Here is a 19297-nt window from a genome sequence, read left to right as displayed (position 1 = left end):
GATTTACGTGAATCAGCTAGCGCTGAAGCTATGGCAGATCTAAGGTATTGCTGAATCAAAAATTAGGTAAGCTATGATTTCTTGAATCGATTCTCTCAAGGCTGCTTATATAGCGATAGCGATCCATAGTAATTACTGGATCAAATGCTGGTACGCTAGTCTTTCTTGAATTGGTTTTTCTTCCAATGAGCTGCAAAGCCAGCCGTATTCATCAGGGGAACTAAGCACTGGTCAGACATGTAAGACAGAAAGCGATCTCCCGCTGGCAGGTTCTGCCAATAGTTTTTTCAGCCCTTTTCATACCATACTCACAAGCCGTGTGCAAAACGTGTGCACCACCAACGAAAAAAGCACCTACAAATTTCTTTGTAAGTGCTTCATTTTCTTTGGGTGGGCCCAGCAGGGCTTGAACCTGCGACCCCCTGATTATGAGTCAGGTGCTACTAACCAACTGAGCTATAGGCCCCGATAATCTTGTTTTGATTTCGTGATGCAAACTTACATCTTTGCAGAGAATTTACAAAATCTATTCGACAATTTTTATGGATTTTTCTTCAAAAAAGCAGATAAACGCTGAGTCTCTTAAGAATATAATCTTCGATTTTGGCGGTATTATCATCAACATAGACTACCATTTAACGGCAAAAGCGTTTGAGAAGCTAGGAGTAGACAACTTTGGCCCCCTCTTTAGCCAAGCCACGCAGTCCCATCTCTTCGACAAACTCGAGATCGGCTCCATATCGCCACAAAGTTTCAGGGACGAACTCCGCTCGCTAATCCAGCTAAACATTACCGACCGAATGCTAGATGCTGCATGGAATGCCATGCTGCTCGACTACCCTCCACACCGCCTGCGCTTCCTTGCTGATATAAAGAGTAAGTATAGAACTTTCCTTCTGAGCAACACCAACCAGATACACATGGACAGCTACTACCAATCGCTGCACGCAACCCATGGGCTAACAAACCTGAACGAGCTTTTCGAAAAGCTATACTTCTCGCATCAGGTTGGACTAAGAAAGCCTGGCCCCGACATATACAAGCTGGTGCTTGAGGAAAATGGCCTCATTCCGGAAGAAACGCTGTTTATCGACGATACGCTCCACAACCTTACAGCCCCTCACGAGCTTGGCATGCAAGTATACCATTTAACCCAAGGTGAGGATGTTGTCGATTTTGCAAAAGCCGTCGGACTATACTAGCACACCCAAAGCAGCAGATCAGCCGCTACAAGCCTTACAGATCACACATTTTAAACAGGTGCGAATTTAGGAATTGCACCTGTAACGAGCTGATTGCTGGGATTCTTTGAATTCAAGAATCCTTTTTTCTATGTTCTTGAACATGTTGATGCTTCTTTCCAATGATAGCGGAATCACCCTATCCCATTTTTTCCTACTTTTGGCGCAACTTTAACAAAATAGTTTAGTTATGGCAGAAGAAAAAGATGTTAAGTTATTTGCCGAGTTCGCTCCTGTTACTACAGAAGAGTGGGATGCGGTAATTAACGTTGACCTTAAGGGTGCCGACTACGAAAAGAAGCTGGTGTGGAAACCATTGGAAGGCTTCAGCGTACGTCCATACTACCGTGCTGAGGATATGAAAAACCTTGAGCACCTTCAGTATCTCCCAGGTCAATTCCCATATGTACGTAGCAACAACACCAACAGCAATGCTTGGTTGGTTCGTCAGGATATCCTTGTTGAGGATGTAAAGGCTGCTAACGCAAAGGCACTTGACATTCTTATGAAGGGTGTTGACTCTCTTGGTTTCGTGTTCAACAGCTGCAACGAGCTTACCGCTGCCGAACTTGATACCCTTCTTGCTGGAATCAGCGTGGTAGCAGTTGAAGTTAACTTCGTTTGCTGCTGCAAGAGCCGTAACCTAACCCAACTATTCATCGCTAAGATGAAAAAGGATGGCGTTAACTTGGCGCAAGTTCGCGGTTCTATCAACTACAGCCCACTTCGCAACCTAACCCTATCGGGCGCTTGGTGTGCCGACGAGGCTGCTGCCTTTGCCAACACCAAGGTGATGATCGAAGAGGCTGCTGCCCTTCCTCGATTCAAGGTGCTTTCGGTTGATGGAAGCGTATTCCACAACTCAGGCTCAACCTCTGTTCAGGAGCTGGCTTTTGCCCTTGCAATGGGTAACGAGTACCTTGCTAAGCTTACCGATCTAGGCGCTTGCGCAACCAGCGTTGCCAAAGCAATCCGCTTCAACTTCTCGGTTAGCTCCAACTACTTCATGGAAATCGCCAAGTTCCGCGCTGCCCGCATGCTTTGGGCTAAGGTGCTTACCGAATATGGCGTTTCTGAGTGCGACGCTAAAGCAAGCATCCACGCCGAAACTTCTAGGTGGAACCAAACCGTATACGATCCATACGTAAATATGCTTCGTGGTACAACAGAAGCAATGTCTGCTGCAATTGCAGGTGTAGACTCGCTAACCGTTGTTCCTTTCGATGCTGCTTACCGCAATACTACCGAGTTCAGCGACCGTATCGCTCGCAACGCTCAGCTTCTTCTTAAGGAAGAATCTCACTTCGATCAAGTAGTCGACCCATCTGCTGGTTCGTACTACATCGAAACCCTTACCGCGTCTATCGCTAAGGCTGCTTGGGCTCTATTCCAAGAGGTTGAAGAAAAGGGTGGCTACGTTGCAGCCTTTACTGCCGGATTCGTTCAAAGCGCTATCAAAGCTACCGCTCAAAAGCGCGACATGAACATCGCCACTCGTCGCGACACCGTTCTTGGTACCAACCAATATCCAAACTTCACCGAAGTTGTCGAAGCCGATGTTACCCTCGAGGCCATCACCCGTGCCGAAGCAACCAAAGGTGCCGTAGCCGAAAGCCTTGTTCCATACCGTGGCGCAATGGCATTCGAAGCGCTTCGCTACAAAACCGATAAGAGCGGCAAGGAGCCTAAGGCCTTCATGCTAACTATCGGAGCCTTGGCTATGCGCCGTGCTCGTGCTCAGTTTGCTTGTAACTTCTTCGCTTGCGCTGGTCTTCGTACCATCGACCATAACGGTTACGCATCGGTTGAGGAAGGTGTTAACGCTGCTCTAGAAGCTAAGGCCGATGTTGTTGTTATCTGCTCTTCAGACGACGAGTACGCAACCTACGCTCCCGAAGCTTACGAAATGCTTAAAGGTAAAGCCATCTTCGTTGTGGCAGGCGCGCCTGCTTGCGAAGAAGAGCTTAAGGCTAAGGGCATAACCAACTTCATTAGCGTTAAGAGCAACGTGCTTGAAACACTGAAAGGGTATCAAACTCAATTAGGTATCTAGTTTTTTTAAACACAGAGACGCAGAGACACAGAGACCACAGATATGAGTGAAGTCGAATACAATAAGCTAACAGATAAAATCCTTGCATCTGCAATTGAGGTGCATCGGATTCTAGGTCCTGGCTTGTTGGAGTCGGTTTACGAGTATTGTTTGGTCGAAGAGTTGAGGCGCAATGGACTAAATGTTCAACGCCAGGTAAAACTCCCAATTATTTACAAGGGAAGAAATCTTGAAAAAGATTTTTTCATTGATCTGCTAGTAGAAGATAAAGTAGTGATAGAGCTAAAAGCGGTAGAAGAAGTTCTTCCGGTCCATGAGGTTCAGCTGCGGACTTACCTAAAGCTATCGGAGAAAAAGTTGGGCTTACTAATCAACTTTCATGTTCCAATCCTTAAGCAAGGAGTAAAACGTAAGATCAATGGTGTTCTCTAAATCTCTACTATCTAGTTTAAAAACAAGCACAGCAGATTAAAGACATACGAAAACTCCGTGTTCTCTGTGTCTCAGTGTCTCTGTGTTAAAACAAAAGAAGATGAGACCAAAATTTGACGATTTTAAAATAGATAACACCTGGAATACTGCAGAGCAGATTCCGGTGAAGGAGGCATATACTGCCGCCGACCTCGAAGGAATGGAGCACCTTAACTATGCTGCCGGTATTCCACCTTTCCTCCGCGGACCATACTCAACCATGTACGTAAATAAACCTTGGACTGTTCGCCAGTACGCAGGTTTCTCTACGGCTGCCGAGTCTAACGCCTTCTACCGTCGTAACCTTGCTGCTGGTCAGAAAGGTCTTTCGGTAGCATTCGACCTTGCTACCCACCGTGGATACGACGCCGACCACCCTCGTGTTGTTGGTGACGTTGGTAAGGCTGGGGTATCTATCTGCTCAGTTGAAGACATGAAGGTACTTTTCGATGGTATTCCATTGAACGAAATGTCAGTTTCGATGACCATGAACGGCGCGGTTCTTCCAATCCTAGCCTTCTACATCGTTGCTGGTATGGAGCAAGGCGCTTCGCTCGATCAGCTTGCTGGTACCATCCAAAACGACATCCTTAAGGAATTCATGGTGCGTAACACCTACATCTACCCACCCGAATTCTCTATGCAGATCATCGCAGATATCTTCGAGTACACCTCTAAGAATATGCCTAAATTCAACTCTATATCTATCTCAGGTTACCACATGCAAGAAGCAGGTGCTACCGCTGATATCGAGTTGGCATACACCCTTGCCGATGGTCTAGAGTACCTTCGTACAGGTGTTAAGGCTGGTCTTTCTGTTGATAAGTTCGCTCCTCGTCTTTCTTTCTTCTGGGCTATTGGTATGAACCACTTCATGGAGATTGCTAAGATGCGCGCCGGACGTCTTATCTGGGCTAAGCTCGTTAACCAGTTCGGTCCTAAGAGCAACAAGTCGTTGGCTTTGCGTACCCACTCGCAAACTTCAGGATGGTCGCTTACCGAGCAAGATCCATTCAACAACGTTGCCCGTACCGCTATCGAAGCTATGGCTTCAGCTCTTGGTCACACCCAATCGCTGCATACCAACGCTCTTGATGAGGCTATCGCGCTACCTACAGACTTCTCTGCTCGTATCGCCCGTAACACTCAGATATATCTTCAGGAAGAAACCAACATCTGTAAGGCTGTTGACGCTTGGGCTGGTTCCTACTACGTAGAAACCCTAACTCAAGAGCTTGCTCAAAAGGCTTGGGCGCTTATCCAAGAGGTAGAAGAGCTAGGTGGTATGGCTAAGGCTATCGAAACAGGTATCCCTAAGATGCGTATCGAAGAGGCTGCTGCTCGTAAGCAAGCTCGTATCGACTCTGGCAACGACTCTATCATCGGTCTTAACAAGTACCGCCTAGAGAAGGAAGATCCTTTGGATATTCTTGACGTTGACAATACTGCCGTTCGTATCGAACAGGTAGAAAGACTAAAAACGCTTCGTGCTAACCGCGACGAGGCTAAGGTTAAAGCGGCACTTGCTGCCATCACCAAGTGTGTAGAAACTAAGGACGGCAACCTTCTTGCCCTTGCTATCGAAGCCGCTAAGGTTCGTGCTACCCTTGGCGAAATCTCTGACGCTTGCGAGGTAATCGTTGGCCGATACAAAGCAAAAATCCTTACCATCTCTGGTGTATACTCTAAGGAAGTGAAAAACGACGTAAGTTTCGAAAAGGCAAAAGAGCTTTGCGAAAAGTTTGCTAAGCTCGAAGGTCGTCAACCTCGTATCATGATCGCTAAGCTTGGTCAAGACGGGCACGACCGCGGTGCAAAGGTTGTTGCTACCGGTTACGCCGACATAGGTTTCGACGTGGATATGGGACCTCTATTCCAAACTCCAGAAGAAGCTGCTAAGCAGGCTGTAGAAAATGACGTACACGTTGTAGGAGTTTCCTCTCTTGCGGCTGGTCACAAGACCCTTGTACCTCAAATTATCGCCGAGCTTAAAAAGCATGGTCGCGAAGATATCATGGTTATCTGCGGTGGTGTTATCCCTCACCAAGATTACCAAGTGCTTTACGATGCTGGTGCTGCTGCGATCTTTGGCCCTGGAACTCCTGTTACCACTGCTGCCATCAAGATCATGGAGCTGCTACTTTCTTCTTACGAGGAGTAGTAAACCAAGTAACCGACTAAAAGCGTTACATTAGTAAATAATACCGCTATAGTCAGCAATGTAGTAAACATGCTATATTTGTTGGCTATAGCGTTTTTGTTTTAGTATGATTAACCTTTTCACCCAGTTTGCCGCAAACATATCGCCCCTCACCTCCATCGAGGTCGCCGCAATTGCCAACGTAGCTACCACCTGCACAATCCCAAAGCGTGCACACCTAATCGAGGCCGGACAAGTAGCCAACCAGCTAGCCTTCTTCATCTCCGGCTACTTTCGGTTCTACCACTTCAACCACCTGGGCGAGGAAATCACCAGCGACTTCTACTTCGCCCCCAACGTGGTCTCGTCCTACACCAGCCTCATCACCCAGCAAAAGTCTAAGGTGTACGTCCAGGCCATGCAAAACATGGATCTCCTCATCATCATGCGCGCCGATCTCGAAATGCTTTACGATCAGTATCCCCGCATCGAGCGGCTGGGCCGAAAGCTGGCCGAGCAGGTTGCCATCACTTCCGAGAACCATCTCTTTAGCCTGCTCAACTACACCGCCGCCGAACGCTACGAGCAGTTGCGCCTGCATCACCCCGAGTTTATTCGGCAGATACCCGTACAGTACCTCGCCTCCTACCTCGGCATCACCCGCGAAACGCTTAGCCGCATTCGTAAAAAGGGCTAGCAACCGCTTGTCCTCACCTCGCAGCAGGCTGCATCTCTTCTGTTTTCAGCCGTGCTGCATGCCATTGCCAAAGTTCTCGGTTCTACATCGTACCGGCTTCTTCCTACATCCGCTTCAATACATTCAGCTGGCGTTCTCTTCTTTCTACATCAAGCGCTGTTTCAAATGCACCTCCTGCTAGAAGAAAACCTCAGCCCCCTGTACCTTCAGCGCAATATGCTGCTCCACCAGCTGCTGGTCGCCCCCCTTTAGCGCAGCAGCCACCACGCTTCTATTGTAGTTGTTCGTATGCTCCGAGCTCAAAAACGCCTCCACATCCAACCATCGGGCCTCCACAATCTCCTCCGAGTCGTGAATCGCTATCTCCCGGCTTCGTGCCTGCGCCCTACAAACAACGTAAACGCACGACTCTCCGAACTGTCCGCGCGCAAAGTGTCCCAGATTTACAATAGATTCCAGCTCAACCTCAACGCCAGTCTCCTCCCTCACCTCTCGGCACAGGGCCTCCTTCAGCGATTCATTGTTATCGGCATGTCCTCCGGGTAGCTTGTACCCCTCCGAAAACCGATCCCTAACAACAAGCAGCTCCCGTCCATCCAGCACCACCGCACCAACTCCTACCACGTAGTTTTGCGCCGTAGGCACTATAGCCTGCTCATCTAGCCGCTTTAGCAGCATCAGGTAGCTACTTCTACAGTGGTGGAATTCAAACCCCAGGCCAGTAAGAACGGGTATAAAGGCCGATTTCTCCAATGGAATCTTAACCCACAGCAGCTTCTTCCCCTTTACCTCTTCCAGAATACGAGCCATTCCCTCATAAAAGTCCGCCTTCTCATCCGGAAGCGTTGCGCAATCAACCGTCACCCCGTTGTACTTATCCTCTAATACCCTCATCATTAATTCTTATTCTAACATTTTCAAGCTAAACACCTCCGCTGCAGGGTGCAGCAACCTTACCTGTAGCTGCTGCTACACCCACTTCACCTGCCGCTCCCCGCTCCTTAGCCAATCGAATAGATTAAGGCTGCAAACAAATGGTCGCTGTTCAGTATCATTTACCTAACAAAAGTAGTGGTAACATCTCTTCATTATCCTCCATGCGCACCAAATTCGCAGCCTTTTCTCTCCTAATTTATATGCACTACCACAAAACAAAAGGGCTCCGCCGAAACGAAGCCCCATAATAAATAACTAAAACATAACATATGATAATACCTACAACCTCTCTAGTTTAACATTTAGCTTTGCCAAGTCGCTACCCGTCACGTTTATCTCAACCGTTTTGGGTGCATACCCCACCTGCTCTATGGTTACCAGATATGTTCCTGGTGGCAAATTTTTTATTCTAAAACCTCCCTTTGCCGAGGTCTTTTTTACAATAGTTTTAACCGTCACATCCGCATTCTCGCTCATCGCCATCGCTGCCGATTTAAGAACTATTGTAACTGTCGCTCCCTTCACAGCTGCTCCATCATGCGCGTTGGTCACTCTACCCATTAGCGATAGCGAGCTCCCGCCTTTCATTATCGGCTTACGGTTTATCTTATACTCTCGGTAAAAATCGGGGTACTTATCGCCACCCATTTCCACCAGCAAATCCATCTTAGCTAGCAGCTCATCGTTAGCCTTAAATAGCTGCTTCAGCTCGTCGTTATAAACGGCCATGGTGGTCTTAGATATGCGTGTAGCAGGAACTACCGTCACAAACTTGTCGATAGTCACCTTTAGCTCCTCTATTTTCGAAACATCTACACCGTAAGCCTCCAGCTCTTTCTTGTATTCCTTGGCCTTCGCATACACATTTTGAGCCTTATCGCTCAGCTCAGAATCATTTCCTCTACTTAAGTCCGATTCCGTGTAGTGTACGCTCTTGGCTAGTATCATGTTGCCAATAATCTTACCGTAATTCTCTACTTTCCCTCCCAAATACAACGTTTTTTTAATCAAGTCGCTTCGAACCTCCCCTTTATTGGTAGCAGTCCCTACCATCCCACGCTCTATGCACTCTTTGATGGTTTTTATAGAGCTGTTGTTATCAGATAGTAGGGTTAGATTTTCGTCGTAGCCCAATAGCTTGCTCGTTACCGAAGGGTACATTTTCGAATGGCTTTCAAGAGTGGTAAATACCACGTACTTCCGAATTTGCTCTTGGTTCATTGTCTTATTCTGTTTAGTTAAACAAAACCCCTTTCTCTATAATAAACAAGCATCATTTAAAATGTTCCAATTTAAACCCCATTTTTTTTACCCTTTTTTCATTTTTTTTCATTCCACCCTCTTCGCATAAAAACCAACCCTTCTAAACATGCAAGACCGGTCTGTTGATATGCAAGACCATTTTATTGACTTGCAAAACGTTTTTATTGAGCTGCAAGAGCGTTTTATTGACTTACAAACGATTCTATTGATATGCAAGACCGTTTTGTTGACCTGCAAGACCATTCTATTGAGCTGCAAGACCATTTTGTTGACCTGCAAAACGATTCTATTGAGCTGCAAGACCGTTTTATTGACCTGCAAGACCATTCTATTGACCTGCAAGACCGTTTTGTTGATCTGCAAAACGATTCTATTGGCATGCAAGACGTTTTTATTGACCTGCAAGACCATTCTATTGACCTGCAAAACGATTCTATTGACCTGCAAGACCGTTTTGTTGACCTGCAAAACGATTCTATTGACCTGCAAGACCGTTTTGTTGACTTGCAAAATGATTCTATTGACATGCAAGACGTTTTGTTGACCTGCAAGACCGCTTTGTTGACCTGCAAAACGATTATGTTGGCTTGCACTAATCATTCTTCATCTGATATCCCAGCTTAAGCCATCAGCAGCACCTTGCCTCCCCAACACCTCTCCCCTTTTTGTGACATTTGTCAAATATTTTGCCCTCCACATTCCCGTCCTTTGCCGTATAAACCAAATAATAGCAACCTTATGCTCACTAAAAAGCTGTTGCTTGCCGCCTTAGCCATACTGCTGCTTGCCCACTCGGCCTGCAAAAAGGAGCCGCTCACCTACAGCAGCGGCGACATAAAGGTCAACCTAAACGTAGGAAAACATTGGCTCCATAGCTACCCGCTGTTCCTCGGCATAAGCAAGCTCAACCCACCCCAGCTGGCCATTTGGCTCGAAGATACCAACGGCAGATACCTCACATCGGTCTACGTTACCTACAAAATTGCCCGCCAGGGATGGATTGCCAACAACGGAAACCGCCGCAAGGAGGCGCTTCCGCACTGGTGCCACCAGCGAGGCGTCCTAGCCCCCGACGGGCTTTACCTCCCCACCAAAAGCGCGCCGCTGCCCGATGGCATTACGGGCGCAACGCCCAAAGCAAGCAAGGAGCTTAAGCTTACGTTGGCCTCCTTTAGCCAACCCTTGGTCGTAAAGGTAGAGGTCAACCACTCCACCGACTTTAACAGCTACTACACCAAAGACACCTCCCCCAACACGCCTTACTACTCGGGTGGAAGCGGCGGCAGCGGCCAGCCGTCGCTCATCTACGCCGCCACCATCACCCCCAGCAGCAGCCAGCCCGTAACGCTCACGCTCGTTGGTCACGGCAGCCCCGACGGCTCCGATGGCAAAATCTATCCAATCGATCAAACCATAACCAGCGCCCTCTCCATTGTAGGCAGCATCACCGTGCAGCTTACCAAATAGCCGTAAACCTCCATTCGTATGAAAAATTTTGTAATACTAGTAGCCCTTATTGCCGCCGCCTGCAGCTCTTCAGCCCAGCGCTACCACATGCTAGGCGCCTCCATTGCCCACAACGAGCTCACGCTAAGCTACCAAGCCCCCATCCCCATCAAGTCGCTATGGGTCGAGGGATTTATTGGCCTAGCCAACCAGGATGTTAATGCCGTTTTCGACGATATTATAGGTGGATTAAAGTTCGGATGCCGCCTAGTGCAGCGCAACAGATGGCAGGTCTACACCACCGCAGGAGCAGGCATCTACATCCCCCGCAACCCGCTCTACAAGGTCAACACTCCCTTTGTGCAGGCAGCCCTTGGCGCGCAGCTCGCCTTAACGGCCAACCAGCGGCATGCCCTCTTTGCCGAAATAGGCTACCGCAACGGAGAGCGCCGCTACCAGCAGCAGTACCACAGCGCCACCATCTGGGTACAAAGCACCGATCGCTTCCAGCTAAATCCGCTCATCTACTCCATTGGCTACCACCTCTACCTGTTTCACCCCTAGTCCTACTACAGCAGCCGCCTCGTCCATCCACCTCCACCCCAAAAGCACTGCAGCCGCCCGCCACCATCCCCCAATAAAGCCGGCGGCTGCCCGCTTTACCGCGCACATCACCAAACAGAAAAAGTAGGAAACATCACTATTCCTCACAGTATAATGTGCAACGCTGCAATGCTATTGGCATAAAAAACGCCTCACTCTATCTTCAACAAAATAGAGGAACCCCACATCATCCATTATAAATTTTGCTACATTTATGGCATCCCATATAAAATATATTAGCTATGAATATCGAAAGAATAACCCAGCGGCTAGCCGATGCCGATCACCACATCCGCCATCAAAATACAGGTACGCCCAAAGAGTTTGCCGAGAAGCTCAATATATCCGAGAGCCTTCTTTACGAGCTGCTAGCCACCCTCAAGAAGATGGGCGGCCCAATTGCCTATTCGCGCAACCGGAATACCTACTACTACGAGCATCCGGTAGCCTTTAAGTTTGGATACGATCCAGCATCGAGTAAGGAGTAGCCAGCTGATACCTGTTTCATTAAGCAAATCACCACGTTTCACGCTAAAACATCGCAGCGCGTGCTGTCCCATCATATCCCTACACCACCTTATGGCCCTTCTCCCGTATTCTATGTAGGTTTCCCTTCACTCTCCCTCGCTCACTATCCAACCACCTTCAACTACAGTGTTTATTAACACTCACCCAACAAGTCATACTAAAATTATCTTCGCCATACGCTTCCCTTTGTCCATTCTAACACACATCAGCATCATCTTACAGGTAGATAATCGGTTAATAATTCGTTTCAACCATCGTTATAGGTCTTCTACACTCAATAAACCTTACAATTCAACGCACCTATTTTGTATAGCATCGAATATGTTTGTTTGTAATATTTAGCTGTTGTCTTGATAGGTTGTGGCAAACTCCAGAAATGCTAGAGCGAGCTTTTGTAGTATTGTAAAAACATCAATTAACTTTTATACTACATGAAAAGCAAAATCACAGACATAATATCAGACTTATTCCATGCACTCAACGTCAAGCACAATAAGTCGGCTCTCGAAAAACGAATCCAAACGCACCCCGACTACCCTAGCCTTCAAGGGATAACAGGCATACTCAACGAGTACAAGGTCGAAAACATTGCATTTCGGGCAACTCTCGAGCAGCTCAACCAGGTGCAGCTGCCCATTCTCCTATTCATGCAGGAGCAAAATGGCACTTTTGCGCTACTCCACAGCATAACCGATACAGAAGCGGTTGTCTCCACCGAGGTGCATTCTAAGAAAAAGTACTCCATCGAGCAGTTCACCCAACACTGGAGCGGCATTGCCGTTCTTGCAGAAGCATCCGAAAATTCAAAAGAGCCAGAGCAGGTCGCTGCAGCTCCCAACACCTCATATGCGCCTCAGGTAGCCATTGCTATTTTTGCGCTGGTACTCCTTACAATGCCCGCACTCAGCTCGTCGCCGCTGTTCCTGCTTCTTTTAGCGATAAAGACAGCCGGGCTAGCAATGGTATCCCTGCTCGCCGCGCACGAGCTTGGTGTGGATACGGCTCTAACCAATAAGCTCTGCTCCTTAACTAAAAGTACCGGATGCAATGAGGTCTTGAAATCCAAGGCAGCCTCCCTTTTTGGAAAAGTAAAGCTGGCAGATATTGGGCTCATCTACTTCACAAGCACGCTACTTACCCTAACTGCTGCTGCAATTTTTGGGCTCGCTGCCAATGTGCTTCCGCTGCTCTCTTGGCTTGCCGTGCTATCGCTTCCATTTGTGCTGTTTTCCGTCATCTACCAGCTTACTGTCATCAAAAAATGGTGTCCCTTCTGCATGGGCGTTGCCACAATGCTTGTTCTCGAAGCGCTATCCGTCCTCCTTTTAAACGGGGTGCAGCTGGCAATTCCTGCCCCAAACGCCATATCTGCGGCTCTTCTTTTCACGATTCTAACCTCCATCGCATGGATGCTTATCAAGCCCCTGCTTAACGACAACATACGCTTAGAAAACTTCGAGAACCTCTACATCCGCCTAAAACGTAAGCCAGAGGTGCTAAAGGGCCTCCTCAGCGAAAACGCTCCCATCAGCATCGCTCCTTTTGAGGCAGAGGTTGTTCTTGGCAACCCCAACGCCAAGCTGGTAATAACCGAAGTGGTAAATCCCTTCTGCCGCCCATGTGCCAACTCTTTTAGTAAGCTGCACAGCCTCCTCAACGAGTCGAATAGTCAGGTTAGAGTTAATCTCCGATTTCTTGTTGCCAACAATCGCGAGCATAAAGCCTTTAAGGTCGCCGCACATCTAATATCCTTAGCAAAGACTCTTCCCGAAACAACACTTCGCGAAGCTGTCTTAAGCTGGTTTACCCATACCGATTACGACAAGTGGATCGCCCAATACCCTGCTGCTATAACAGAAGAAGACTATAAAGCTGTCGAGCTGCAAAATCATTGGGCCGAATCGTTGGGCATAAATGCTACGCCAACCATCTATGTCAACGGCCATAGATGGAAGCTCGACATGGACTTATACGATCTTAAATACAGCGTACTATAAAATCAGCAAACGGAGAACGTAAAAAATCTGCAACAAAAAAAGGTTGCAGCAGCACTAGGTGCTACTACAACCAGGACGCTCCGCCAGCCTAAGTGGCAGATGCAAACAAAAATCAAACAAATCTAAAGTTTTTGCTGCCTTTTGAAATAGATAAAAGGCAGAATACACTATGAAAAAGTTAAACATATCTGCAATCGAAAGCGCAAGCATTCTAAGTAGCGACGAGAAAAAAAACATTGTAGGAGGGCTGACAATTTCATTCACATGCAAAACATGCATAGCTCCCGACAGAAGGATTTTCGAATGTTGTGAAATATCGTGCCTAGAATTTTGTAAAGGAGAAATTCCCACTGACTAAACTACACTCAAAAAAAGGAAAGCGATGAAAAATCTAAGCATTTCAGACATTAAACCTTCGGAAGTATTGAGTTCTACCGAACGTAAAATGATCCTTGGAGGTAGCCATCAAGAATGGAAAACATGTTGCGTAGAGCGTGGCATTTGTGATCCTCAAGCTGCAGAATGTGAAAGTAGAGGTAGATGCGATGAGATGGTCTCTAGCTGCACCTCCGTTTTTTTACATATGGAAGACCTTTGCCGCTGCTGGTAGTCAAACGCCCCCAGAGCATCTTAGAACTAAGAAAACAAAAAATAAAATCAAGTTAAACTAAAGTTTTTGCTGCTTTTTGAAGTAGATAAAAGGCAGCCTCTAATAATGAATAAATTCAACATCTCAGATGTAAAGGCTACAGAGGTTCTCTCTATTAACGAGAAGAGAAATATTGTAGGCGGTGCACGTGAAAGTGCTAATTCTGGAATCCTATGCGTAATGTGCTATTCTAACAGCGGAGAATCTAGCTGTTGGTACACCTCTGGAGATCCTGGTTCCGCGTGTTCCGGCATCTACCCAGAAGGAGCCAGCTTCAACGTAATCGACTGCCGTAAGCTCGATTGTGGCACCACGGATATTTAATTAATACCCCAAAATCACTTCAAACAAAACCTTGTGATGAAGAAGTTAAGCATTAAAAACATTGAATCTAGCAAAATTCTTAGCCACCAAGAGCAACAATCCGTTGTTGGCGGTGCAATACCTTGCGGTATGCAATGCTTTTTAGATGATGTTTACATTGGCAAAGCCTGCCCAATGCTTCCTGATCCAGAAGAGCAGTACAGATGTAAATGCCAGCTTGTTCGCTGCTAGCATCCAATGCACAAAACTAAAAAGGCTACTTAACGGTAGCCTTTTTTAATCGATCACCATCCTCAGCCCATTCAAATTCTAACAAGTTATTAAGGTTAGTTATTCCCGCCCCGATTAGTTTAAGCGCTTCTTTTTATATCTTTGCCCCTCAAACATTAAGAATCATCGTATGAAGCTTACCATAGGCCAAAAAGCAGCACTTATTGTTGTTGCCATTCTCATTGTCGACCAAGCCATTAAAATATGGATCAAAACCCACATGATGCTAGGCGAATCCTACAGCATCTTTGGCAGCTGGTCGTACATCCACTTTACCGAGAACTATGGGATGGCCTTTGGCATCGAATTCTGGGGTAAGTTCGGAAAAATTCTGCTAAGCCTTTTCCGTGTCGGAGCCGTTGTTGCCATCGGATTCTACATTCGTCACCTCATCCGTACGCAAAAGGCCACCAACGGTGCCGTTATTGGCCTTGCGCTAATCATGGCCGGTGCCCTTGGCAACATTATCGACAGCGCTTTTTACGGGTTAATCTTCAACCACTCAATGGGACAGGTTGCCCAGCTCTTCCCCGAAGGCGGCGGCTACGCCAGCTTCCTGCATGGTCAGGTGGTAGACATGTTCTACTTCCCGCTAATCGAAGGGCACTTCCCTAGCTGGTTCCCAATTTGGGGTGGACAGGATTTCGTCTTCTTCCGTCCTGTATTCAACTTTGCCGATGCGGCCATATCCTGCGGCGTTATCTATATTCTTCTGTTCCAGCGCAAGCTGTTTGCTCAAGACTAGTATTGCAACCACAATAGTAAGCAAGCACCTCGGCCCCAAGCTGAGGTGCTTCTGTTTTACCCCCACCTCATCGCCTGTTTTTCCCTATGCATCCGCAATGGTGAAAATATTATCCGCTTTAAAGAACATTTATACTAAAACTATTGACTCATCTCACACATTTGATGTAATTTTGAACGGTTTTATTATTTGTTCAAATAGATGGTAAACGGGATTACTCCGAACGTTAAAGACGATCAGCGCGAAAACATCATCAAGGTGGCCAGCCAGGTGTTCTGCAAGCTGGGCTACCGCAAGGCGACACTCGAGCAGATCTGTCAGAGTTTGGGCAAGGTGAAGAGCTTTGTCTACTACTACTTTAACAGCAAGGAGGAGCTATTCGAGGCGGTAGTCGATGCCGAGGTGGATAGGCTTAGAAGCGAGTTCGAGCAAATCGTAACCTCCAGCAACCCCGCCAGCCAAAAGCTGAAATTGTACACACAAAAGCGCATGGCGCTCATTTTCCAGCTGGCCAACTATTTCGAGCTAACCAACAACGGAGTGCCAATAAATTCAGCGCTTACCGAAAAGCTTCGCCGCAAGTACGATAAGAAGGAGATCGAGCACATCCGAATGATACTAGAGCAGGGTACACAAAATGGCGAATTTGCCCTAAAGCACGTAGAGTTTGCATCAGTTGCCTACTTCACCGTCCTAAAAGGGCTCGAAATTCCGCTCTTCTCCGACGTCGAGAGCCAAGGCAACCTCGACCAACGAATAGACGACTTGCTCTCCATTATTTTTAACGGAATACTATCAAAATAGAAGGTTCAAACTATGAGAAAGACAATTGTCCTTGCCGCATTCATTGCTACCTGCACTGGTGCATTAGGCCAAGCTGCCAACACACCACTAACATTAGAGCAGTGCCGAAAGATGGCGCTCGAGCATAACAAGGGAGTACAGATTTCCGCCGCCAAGGTCGAAGCCGCCGATGCGCTCCAAAAAGCAGCCAAGGCGCACTACTATCCCAACATTAGCTTCACCGCCACCTACCTACGTACCAACAACGAGCTGCAGCTGCTAAGCGAAGATAAAATGCTCCCCATCGGCGTAAAGTATGGCGACGGTAGCTTCGGACCTTCACTTCCCAAGCTAAATGCTGACGGAACCATTTCGTCCGAAAGCCTTAACAACAAGTGGACCATCATAAACGGTACTCCTGCCCCCTTAGATAAGGATGGGAAACCGTTCAACCCCAAAGAAAATCCCGAAAAGCTCGATTGGAAGAACTACGCCTTCCTTCCTGCCGATCAAACCAGAGTGGAGCAAAAGAACTACTACATCGGAATGGTGAGCCTCATCCAGCCTGTTTACCTGGGCGGAAAGGTACGCGAAATAAACAAGGTGGCTGGCTACTCCAAAGAGGTGGCCGTTGCCAAGCAAAAGATCGACGATGCCGACGCGCTTTACAATGTCGACGAGGCCTACTGGCGCGTTGTATCGCTGCAGGCCAAAGTTAAGCTGGCTCAAGATTTCAACAACCTCATCACCCGCCTAAATAGCGATGTTGACGATATGTTTAAGGAGGGCGTTATCACCCGCAACGACCAGCTTAAGGTTAAGGTCAAGGTTAACGAGGCCGATCTAAATCTATCCAAAGCGGAAGATGGCCTACAGCTATCAAAGATGGCGTTATGCCAACAAATTGGCCTCCCCCTCGATTCCGAAGTTATCCTTGCCGATCAGCCCACACCTAAGCTCGCCAGCGTTGTCGACACCGGCTATGCCAGCTATGCGCTTGGCCATCGCAACGAAATGGTTGCGCTCGATTTAGCCAACCGCATGACAGAGTCTGGCGTAAAGCTTGCCCGCTCGCGATTTATGCCCAACGTTGTGCTTACGGCCAACTACCTTGCCGCTAACCCCAACCCATACAAGGGGCTAACCAATGATTTTGGATTCGACTGGAATGTTGGTGTTGTTCTAAACATCCCTATTTTCCACTGGGGCGAAAGACAACATACACTAACCGCCGCAAAAGTGGAACAAAAAATAGCCTCCATGAAGATGGAAGAGGCCAAAGAGAAGATCACCCTACAGGTGAATCAAGCTATCTTTAAGGTCAACGAAGCCAACCGCCGTGTGGCAATGACCCAAAAGAACATTGACAAGGCAGAGGAGAACCTCAAGGTAGCCAGCGATGGCTTCAAGGAGGGTGTTCTTTCGGCTTCGGACGTACTAGAAGCACAAGCATTATGGCAAAGCGCCATATCCGAAAATATTGATGCTAGAATGGAAGCCATGCTTAGCGATTCTAACTTAAAGAAGGTACTTGGAGAGCTGCGATAGCTGTGCCCAGTGAATTTGAACCTGTTTCAAATTTATCTCTGACTCCCGATGGTATGTGGTGTACGTCGGGAGTTTTTTTATACCTACCAAACAAAAAAGCCTAGCATATGATCAATGCTAGGCTAAATAATATTTTAAGTTTCTACAGGCTGGCAATTCGTTCCCGAACCTCCTCCAACGTCGGATTATAATCAAATATGGCCGATGGCTTGAGGTAATGAAGCGGGAAGTCACCCTTATACCGATCCTCTCCGCCTCCAGTAATATTTAGCATGACAACCGCATCTGGCTCAACCAATCCATCCCTTACGGCGTTAATCAGCGATGCCAGCGCAATGGCTGCAGCAGGATGGATGTCTATCCCCTCTAGCTTTTCAAACATTTCGGCAGCAGCTGCCGCCTCCTCGTTGGTTGCCACAAGAATATCCCCGCCAGCATCCTTCAGGGCATCAAACAGCCCACCTGTGATAGAATAGGGAGGCTTACGGTTAGATAAAACCTTGGCCACAATCTCCTCAACGCTACGGCGGGCATCGTCGTCGTCCATTGGTAGCAGCGCCCGCGAGTCGGCCTTCCAAGCATCATACATGGGAGTAAACGGAGCATTTTGGGCTACCATCAGTTTTACCTTTCTAGCACCAAATCGCCCATCGGCAATAAGACGAAGGTTTGCCTCCCAAGCCGCAATGGCTCCTGTTCCGCTGCCTACAGCCTGAAAGTAGTAGTCGGGTATTTGCCCTATAAACGTGGCTGCCGAGAGCATGGTTGTACCCATTCCATCCCGACGAGCAATGTTCTTTGCTCCTCCTTCGGCAATATACCCATCCACCTGGCAGGCTAGGTTCGAAAGGTTGATGGCATCAAAGTAGTCGCTGCCTTTTTTGGTGCAAATCAGCTTTACACAGCTGGCAATTGGCTTGTCAAACCAAAGCGCATCGAGATTATCCTCGGGCACACATAGCAGCAACGGAATCTCGTTATCGGAGCAAACCTTAGCAAATGCGCGTGCGGTATTACCTGCCGAGGCAACAACAAGCGTTTTTCCAAAGTCGGTGCCCATACGACCGCAAACAGAGTACGCCTCGGTCTCCTTAAAGGAGCAGGTTCGGTTATAAGCACCTCGCTCGGGCCACCAGCCGTTAAAGGTGACGTATAGGTTCGAAAGCCCAAGCTCCTGGGCAAGCCCCTCGCTCTTGTAGGTTACCGGTGCCGACGAGCCTTTCAGCATCCTAGATACAGGTAGCCAATCGGCAAACTTGTAGATCCCGTACTCCTCGTCCTTTACATTCAGCTGTTTGTGCTGGTACTCCGCCCTAATTAAGCTAGGTGTAGTTTCTCCCTGCGGGTCGAGCGACCAACCCGTATCTTCGAAGGCCTTACCTGTTGCTACAGATCGAAGCGTGTAGGCCGTTTTGCTCAATTCTCTTGCCATAAAAATTGGAATAGAGCCCAAAATTAACATTTTATGGGGTTATATCGTGCGCCTTAGCCATTATTGACCTGCGATTAAGGCTGATTTTTTTCATATTTACCGCCAATTAGGCTGCAGCGGAGCCTCCTGCCGCCACCGCAAAGGCTTCGCCAAGCCCCTTTTTCAAACCCG

The 19297-nt window shown here is 47.7% G+C and carries 19 protein-coding genes and 1 tRNA gene; 16 read left to right on the top strand and 4 right to left on the bottom strand.

The features are described 5' to 3' along the window. Positions 1-391: 391 nt before the first annotated feature. Positions 392-466, bottom strand: a tRNA-Ile gene (locus L990_RS14565). Positions 467-542: 76 nt separating this feature from the next. On the opposite strand from L990_RS14565, the gene L990_RS14560 reads away from it, so the two are divergent. The 5 genes from L990_RS14560 to L990_RS14540 all read left to right on the top strand — a co-directional run bounded on the left by L990_RS14560 (position 543) and on the right by L990_RS14540 (position 6602). Then, positions 543-1202 carry an HAD family hydrolase gene (locus L990_RS14560; RefSeq protein ID WP_052181054.1) on the top strand — a complete coding sequence of 220 codons (660 nt, stop codon included), beginning with the start codon at positions 543-545 and terminating at the stop codon, positions 1200-1202. 229 nt (positions 1203-1431) lie between these two features. Further along, positions 1432-3294: a methylmalonyl-CoA mutase small subunit gene (mutA, locus tag L990_RS14555; protein ID WP_047450877.1), complete on the top strand. Its 1863-nt coding sequence runs from the start codon at positions 1432-1434 to the stop codon at positions 3292-3294. A gap of 42 nt (positions 3295-3336) precedes the next feature. Beyond that, on the top strand, positions 3337-3726 hold the full coding sequence (locus tag L990_RS14550; RefSeq protein WP_047450875.1) for a GxxExxY protein: 390 nt from the start codon (positions 3337-3339) through the stop codon (positions 3724-3726). A gap of 100 nt (positions 3727-3826) precedes the next feature. Beyond that, on the top strand, positions 3827-5926 hold the full coding sequence (scpA, locus tag L990_RS14545; protein ID WP_047450873.1) for a methylmalonyl-CoA mutase: 2100 nt from the start codon (positions 3827-3829) through the stop codon (positions 5924-5926). A 106-nt stretch (positions 5927-6032) separates the two neighbouring features. After that, the gene (locus L990_RS14540; RefSeq protein WP_052181053.1) at positions 6033-6602 is read left to right on the top strand and encodes a Crp/Fnr family transcriptional regulator; all 570 of its coding nucleotides are present in this window, start codon (positions 6033-6035) and stop codon (positions 6600-6602) included. Between the two features lie 177 nt (positions 6603-6779). On the opposite strand, the gene L990_RS14535 is transcribed toward L990_RS14540, so the two are convergent. Continuing rightward, entirely contained in the window at positions 6780-7499 is a 720-nt protein-coding gene (locus tag L990_RS14535) for an NUDIX hydrolase (RefSeq protein ID WP_052181052.1), read from the bottom strand. 318 nt (positions 7500-7817) lie between these two features. After that, complete coding sequence (locus tag L990_RS14530; RefSeq protein ID WP_047450869.1) at positions 7818-8759, bottom strand: carboxypeptidase-like regulatory domain-containing protein; 942 nt, start codon at positions 8757-8759, stop codon at positions 7818-7820. A 252-nt stretch (positions 8760-9011) separates the two neighbouring features. Here L990_RS14530 and L990_RS14525 point away from each other — a divergent pair, with 252 nt between their 5' ends. The 11 genes from L990_RS14525 to L990_RS14475 all read left to right on the top strand — a co-directional run bounded on the left by L990_RS14525 (position 9012) and on the right by L990_RS14475 (position 17694). Next, on the top strand, positions 9012-9425 hold the full coding sequence (locus L990_RS14525; RefSeq protein WP_047450867.1) for a hypothetical protein: 414 nt from the start codon (positions 9012-9014) through the stop codon (positions 9423-9425). A 114-nt stretch (positions 9426-9539) separates the two neighbouring features. Then, positions 9540-10268, top strand: a complete 729-nt coding sequence (locus tag L990_RS14520; RefSeq protein WP_047450865.1) for a hypothetical protein — start codon at positions 9540-9542, stop codon at positions 10266-10268. Between the two features lie 18 nt (positions 10269-10286). Then, positions 10287-10811, top strand: coding sequence for a hypothetical protein (locus tag L990_RS14515; protein WP_047450863.1), 525 nt, complete (start codon positions 10287-10289; stop codon positions 10809-10811). A 281-nt stretch (positions 10812-11092) separates the two neighbouring features. After that, a complete protein-coding gene (locus tag L990_RS14510) occupies positions 11093-11338 on the top strand; it encodes an HTH domain-containing protein (RefSeq protein WP_052181051.1) in 246 nt (81 codons plus the stop codon). A gap of 471 nt (positions 11339-11809) precedes the next feature. Next, positions 11810-13375, top strand: coding sequence for a vitamin K epoxide reductase family protein (locus tag L990_RS14505; RefSeq protein WP_047450861.1), 1566 nt, complete (start codon positions 11810-11812; stop codon positions 13373-13375). 382 nt (positions 13376-13757) lie between these two features. After that, the gene (locus L990_RS20080) at positions 13758-13985 is read left to right on the top strand and encodes a hypothetical protein (protein ID WP_156121611.1); all 228 of its coding nucleotides are present in this window, start codon (positions 13758-13760) and stop codon (positions 13983-13985) included. A gap of 105 nt (positions 13986-14090) precedes the next feature. Continuing rightward, positions 14091-14348, top strand: a complete 258-nt coding sequence (locus L990_RS14495; RefSeq protein ID WP_047450857.1) for a hypothetical protein — start codon at positions 14091-14093, stop codon at positions 14346-14348. A gap of 36 nt (positions 14349-14384) precedes the next feature. Further along, a complete protein-coding gene (locus L990_RS14490) occupies positions 14385-14579 on the top strand; it encodes a hypothetical protein (RefSeq protein WP_047450856.1) in 195 nt (64 codons plus the stop codon). A gap of 169 nt (positions 14580-14748) precedes the next feature. Then, positions 14749-15363 carry a lipoprotein signal peptidase gene (locus tag L990_RS14485; RefSeq protein ID WP_047450854.1) on the top strand — a complete coding sequence of 205 codons (615 nt, stop codon included), beginning with the start codon at positions 14749-14751 and terminating at the stop codon, positions 15361-15363. A 201-nt stretch (positions 15364-15564) separates the two neighbouring features. Next, positions 15565-16167 carry a TetR/AcrR family transcriptional regulator gene (locus L990_RS14480; protein ID WP_047450852.1) on the top strand — a complete coding sequence of 201 codons (603 nt, stop codon included), beginning with the start codon at positions 15565-15567 and terminating at the stop codon, positions 16165-16167. Positions 16168-16179: 12 nt separating this feature from the next. Further along, complete coding sequence (locus L990_RS14475; RefSeq protein WP_047450850.1) at positions 16180-17694, top strand: TolC family protein; 1515 nt, start codon at positions 16180-16182, stop codon at positions 17692-17694. 142 nt (positions 17695-17836) lie between these two features. On the opposite strand, the gene L990_RS14470 is transcribed toward L990_RS14475, so the two are convergent. Next, on the bottom strand, positions 17837-19126 hold the full coding sequence (locus L990_RS14470; RefSeq protein WP_052181050.1) for a cysteate synthase: 1290 nt from the start codon (positions 19124-19126) through the stop codon (positions 17837-17839). Positions 19127-19297 lie beyond the last annotated feature (171 nt).

Origin of the sequence: Alistipes sp. ZOR0009, assembly GCF_000798815.1 — a bacterium.
In the GTDB taxonomy this organism is placed as follows: domain Bacteria; phylum Bacteroidota; class Bacteroidia; order Bacteroidales; family ZOR0009; genus Acetobacteroides.
This window is presented reverse-complemented; position numbering and strand designations above follow the sequence as displayed.

Bases quoted from the DNA above. Each gene is read 5' to 3' on its own strand.
- L990_RS14560 (WP_052181054.1), top strand. From the start codon at position 543: ATGGATTTTTCTTCAAAAAAGCAGATAAACGCTGAGTCTCTTAAGAAT.
- mutA (WP_047450877.1), top strand. From the start codon at position 1,432: ATGGCAGAAGAAAAAGATGTTAAGTTATTTGCCGAGTTCGCTCCTGTT.
- L990_RS14550 (WP_047450875.1), top strand. From the start codon at position 3,337: ATGAGTGAAGTCGAATACAATAAGCTAACAGATAAAATCCTTGCATCT.
- scpA (WP_047450873.1), top strand. From the start codon at position 3,827: ATGAGACCAAAATTTGACGATTTTAAAATAGATAACACCTGGAATACT.
- L990_RS14540 (WP_052181053.1), top strand. From the start codon at position 6,033: ATGATTAACCTTTTCACCCAGTTTGCCGCAAACATATCGCCCCTCACC.
- L990_RS14535 (WP_052181052.1), bottom strand. From the start codon at position 7,499: ATGATGAGGGTATTAGAGGATAAGTACAACGGGGTGACGGTTGATTGC.
- L990_RS14530 (WP_047450869.1), bottom strand. From the start codon at position 8,759: ATGAACCAAGAGCAAATTCGGAAGTACGTGGTATTTACCACTCTTGAA.
- L990_RS14525 (WP_047450867.1), top strand. From the start codon at position 9,012: ATGCAAGACCGTTTTGTTGACCTGCAAGACCATTCTATTGAGCTGCAA.
- L990_RS14520 (WP_047450865.1), top strand. From the start codon at position 9,540: ATGCTCACTAAAAAGCTGTTGCTTGCCGCCTTAGCCATACTGCTGCTT.
- L990_RS14515 (WP_047450863.1), top strand. From the start codon at position 10,287: ATGAAAAATTTTGTAATACTAGTAGCCCTTATTGCCGCCGCCTGCAGC.
- L990_RS14510 (WP_052181051.1), top strand. From the start codon at position 11,093: ATGAATATCGAAAGAATAACCCAGCGGCTAGCCGATGCCGATCACCAC.
- L990_RS14505 (WP_047450861.1), top strand. From the start codon at position 11,810: ATGAAAAGCAAAATCACAGACATAATATCAGACTTATTCCATGCACTC.
- L990_RS20080 (WP_156121611.1), top strand. From the start codon at position 13,758: ATGAAAAATCTAAGCATTTCAGACATTAAACCTTCGGAAGTATTGAGT.
- L990_RS14495 (WP_047450857.1), top strand. From the start codon at position 14,091: ATGAATAAATTCAACATCTCAGATGTAAAGGCTACAGAGGTTCTCTCT.
- L990_RS14490 (WP_047450856.1), top strand. From the start codon at position 14,385: ATGAAGAAGTTAAGCATTAAAAACATTGAATCTAGCAAAATTCTTAGC.
- L990_RS14485 (WP_047450854.1), top strand. From the start codon at position 14,749: ATGAAGCTTACCATAGGCCAAAAAGCAGCACTTATTGTTGTTGCCATT.
- L990_RS14480 (WP_047450852.1), top strand. From the start codon at position 15,565: ATGGTAAACGGGATTACTCCGAACGTTAAAGACGATCAGCGCGAAAAC.
- L990_RS14475 (WP_047450850.1), top strand. From the start codon at position 16,180: ATGAGAAAGACAATTGTCCTTGCCGCATTCATTGCTACCTGCACTGGT.
- L990_RS14470 (WP_052181050.1), bottom strand. From the start codon at position 19,126: ATGGCAAGAGAATTGAGCAAAACGGCCTACACGCTTCGATCTGTAGCA.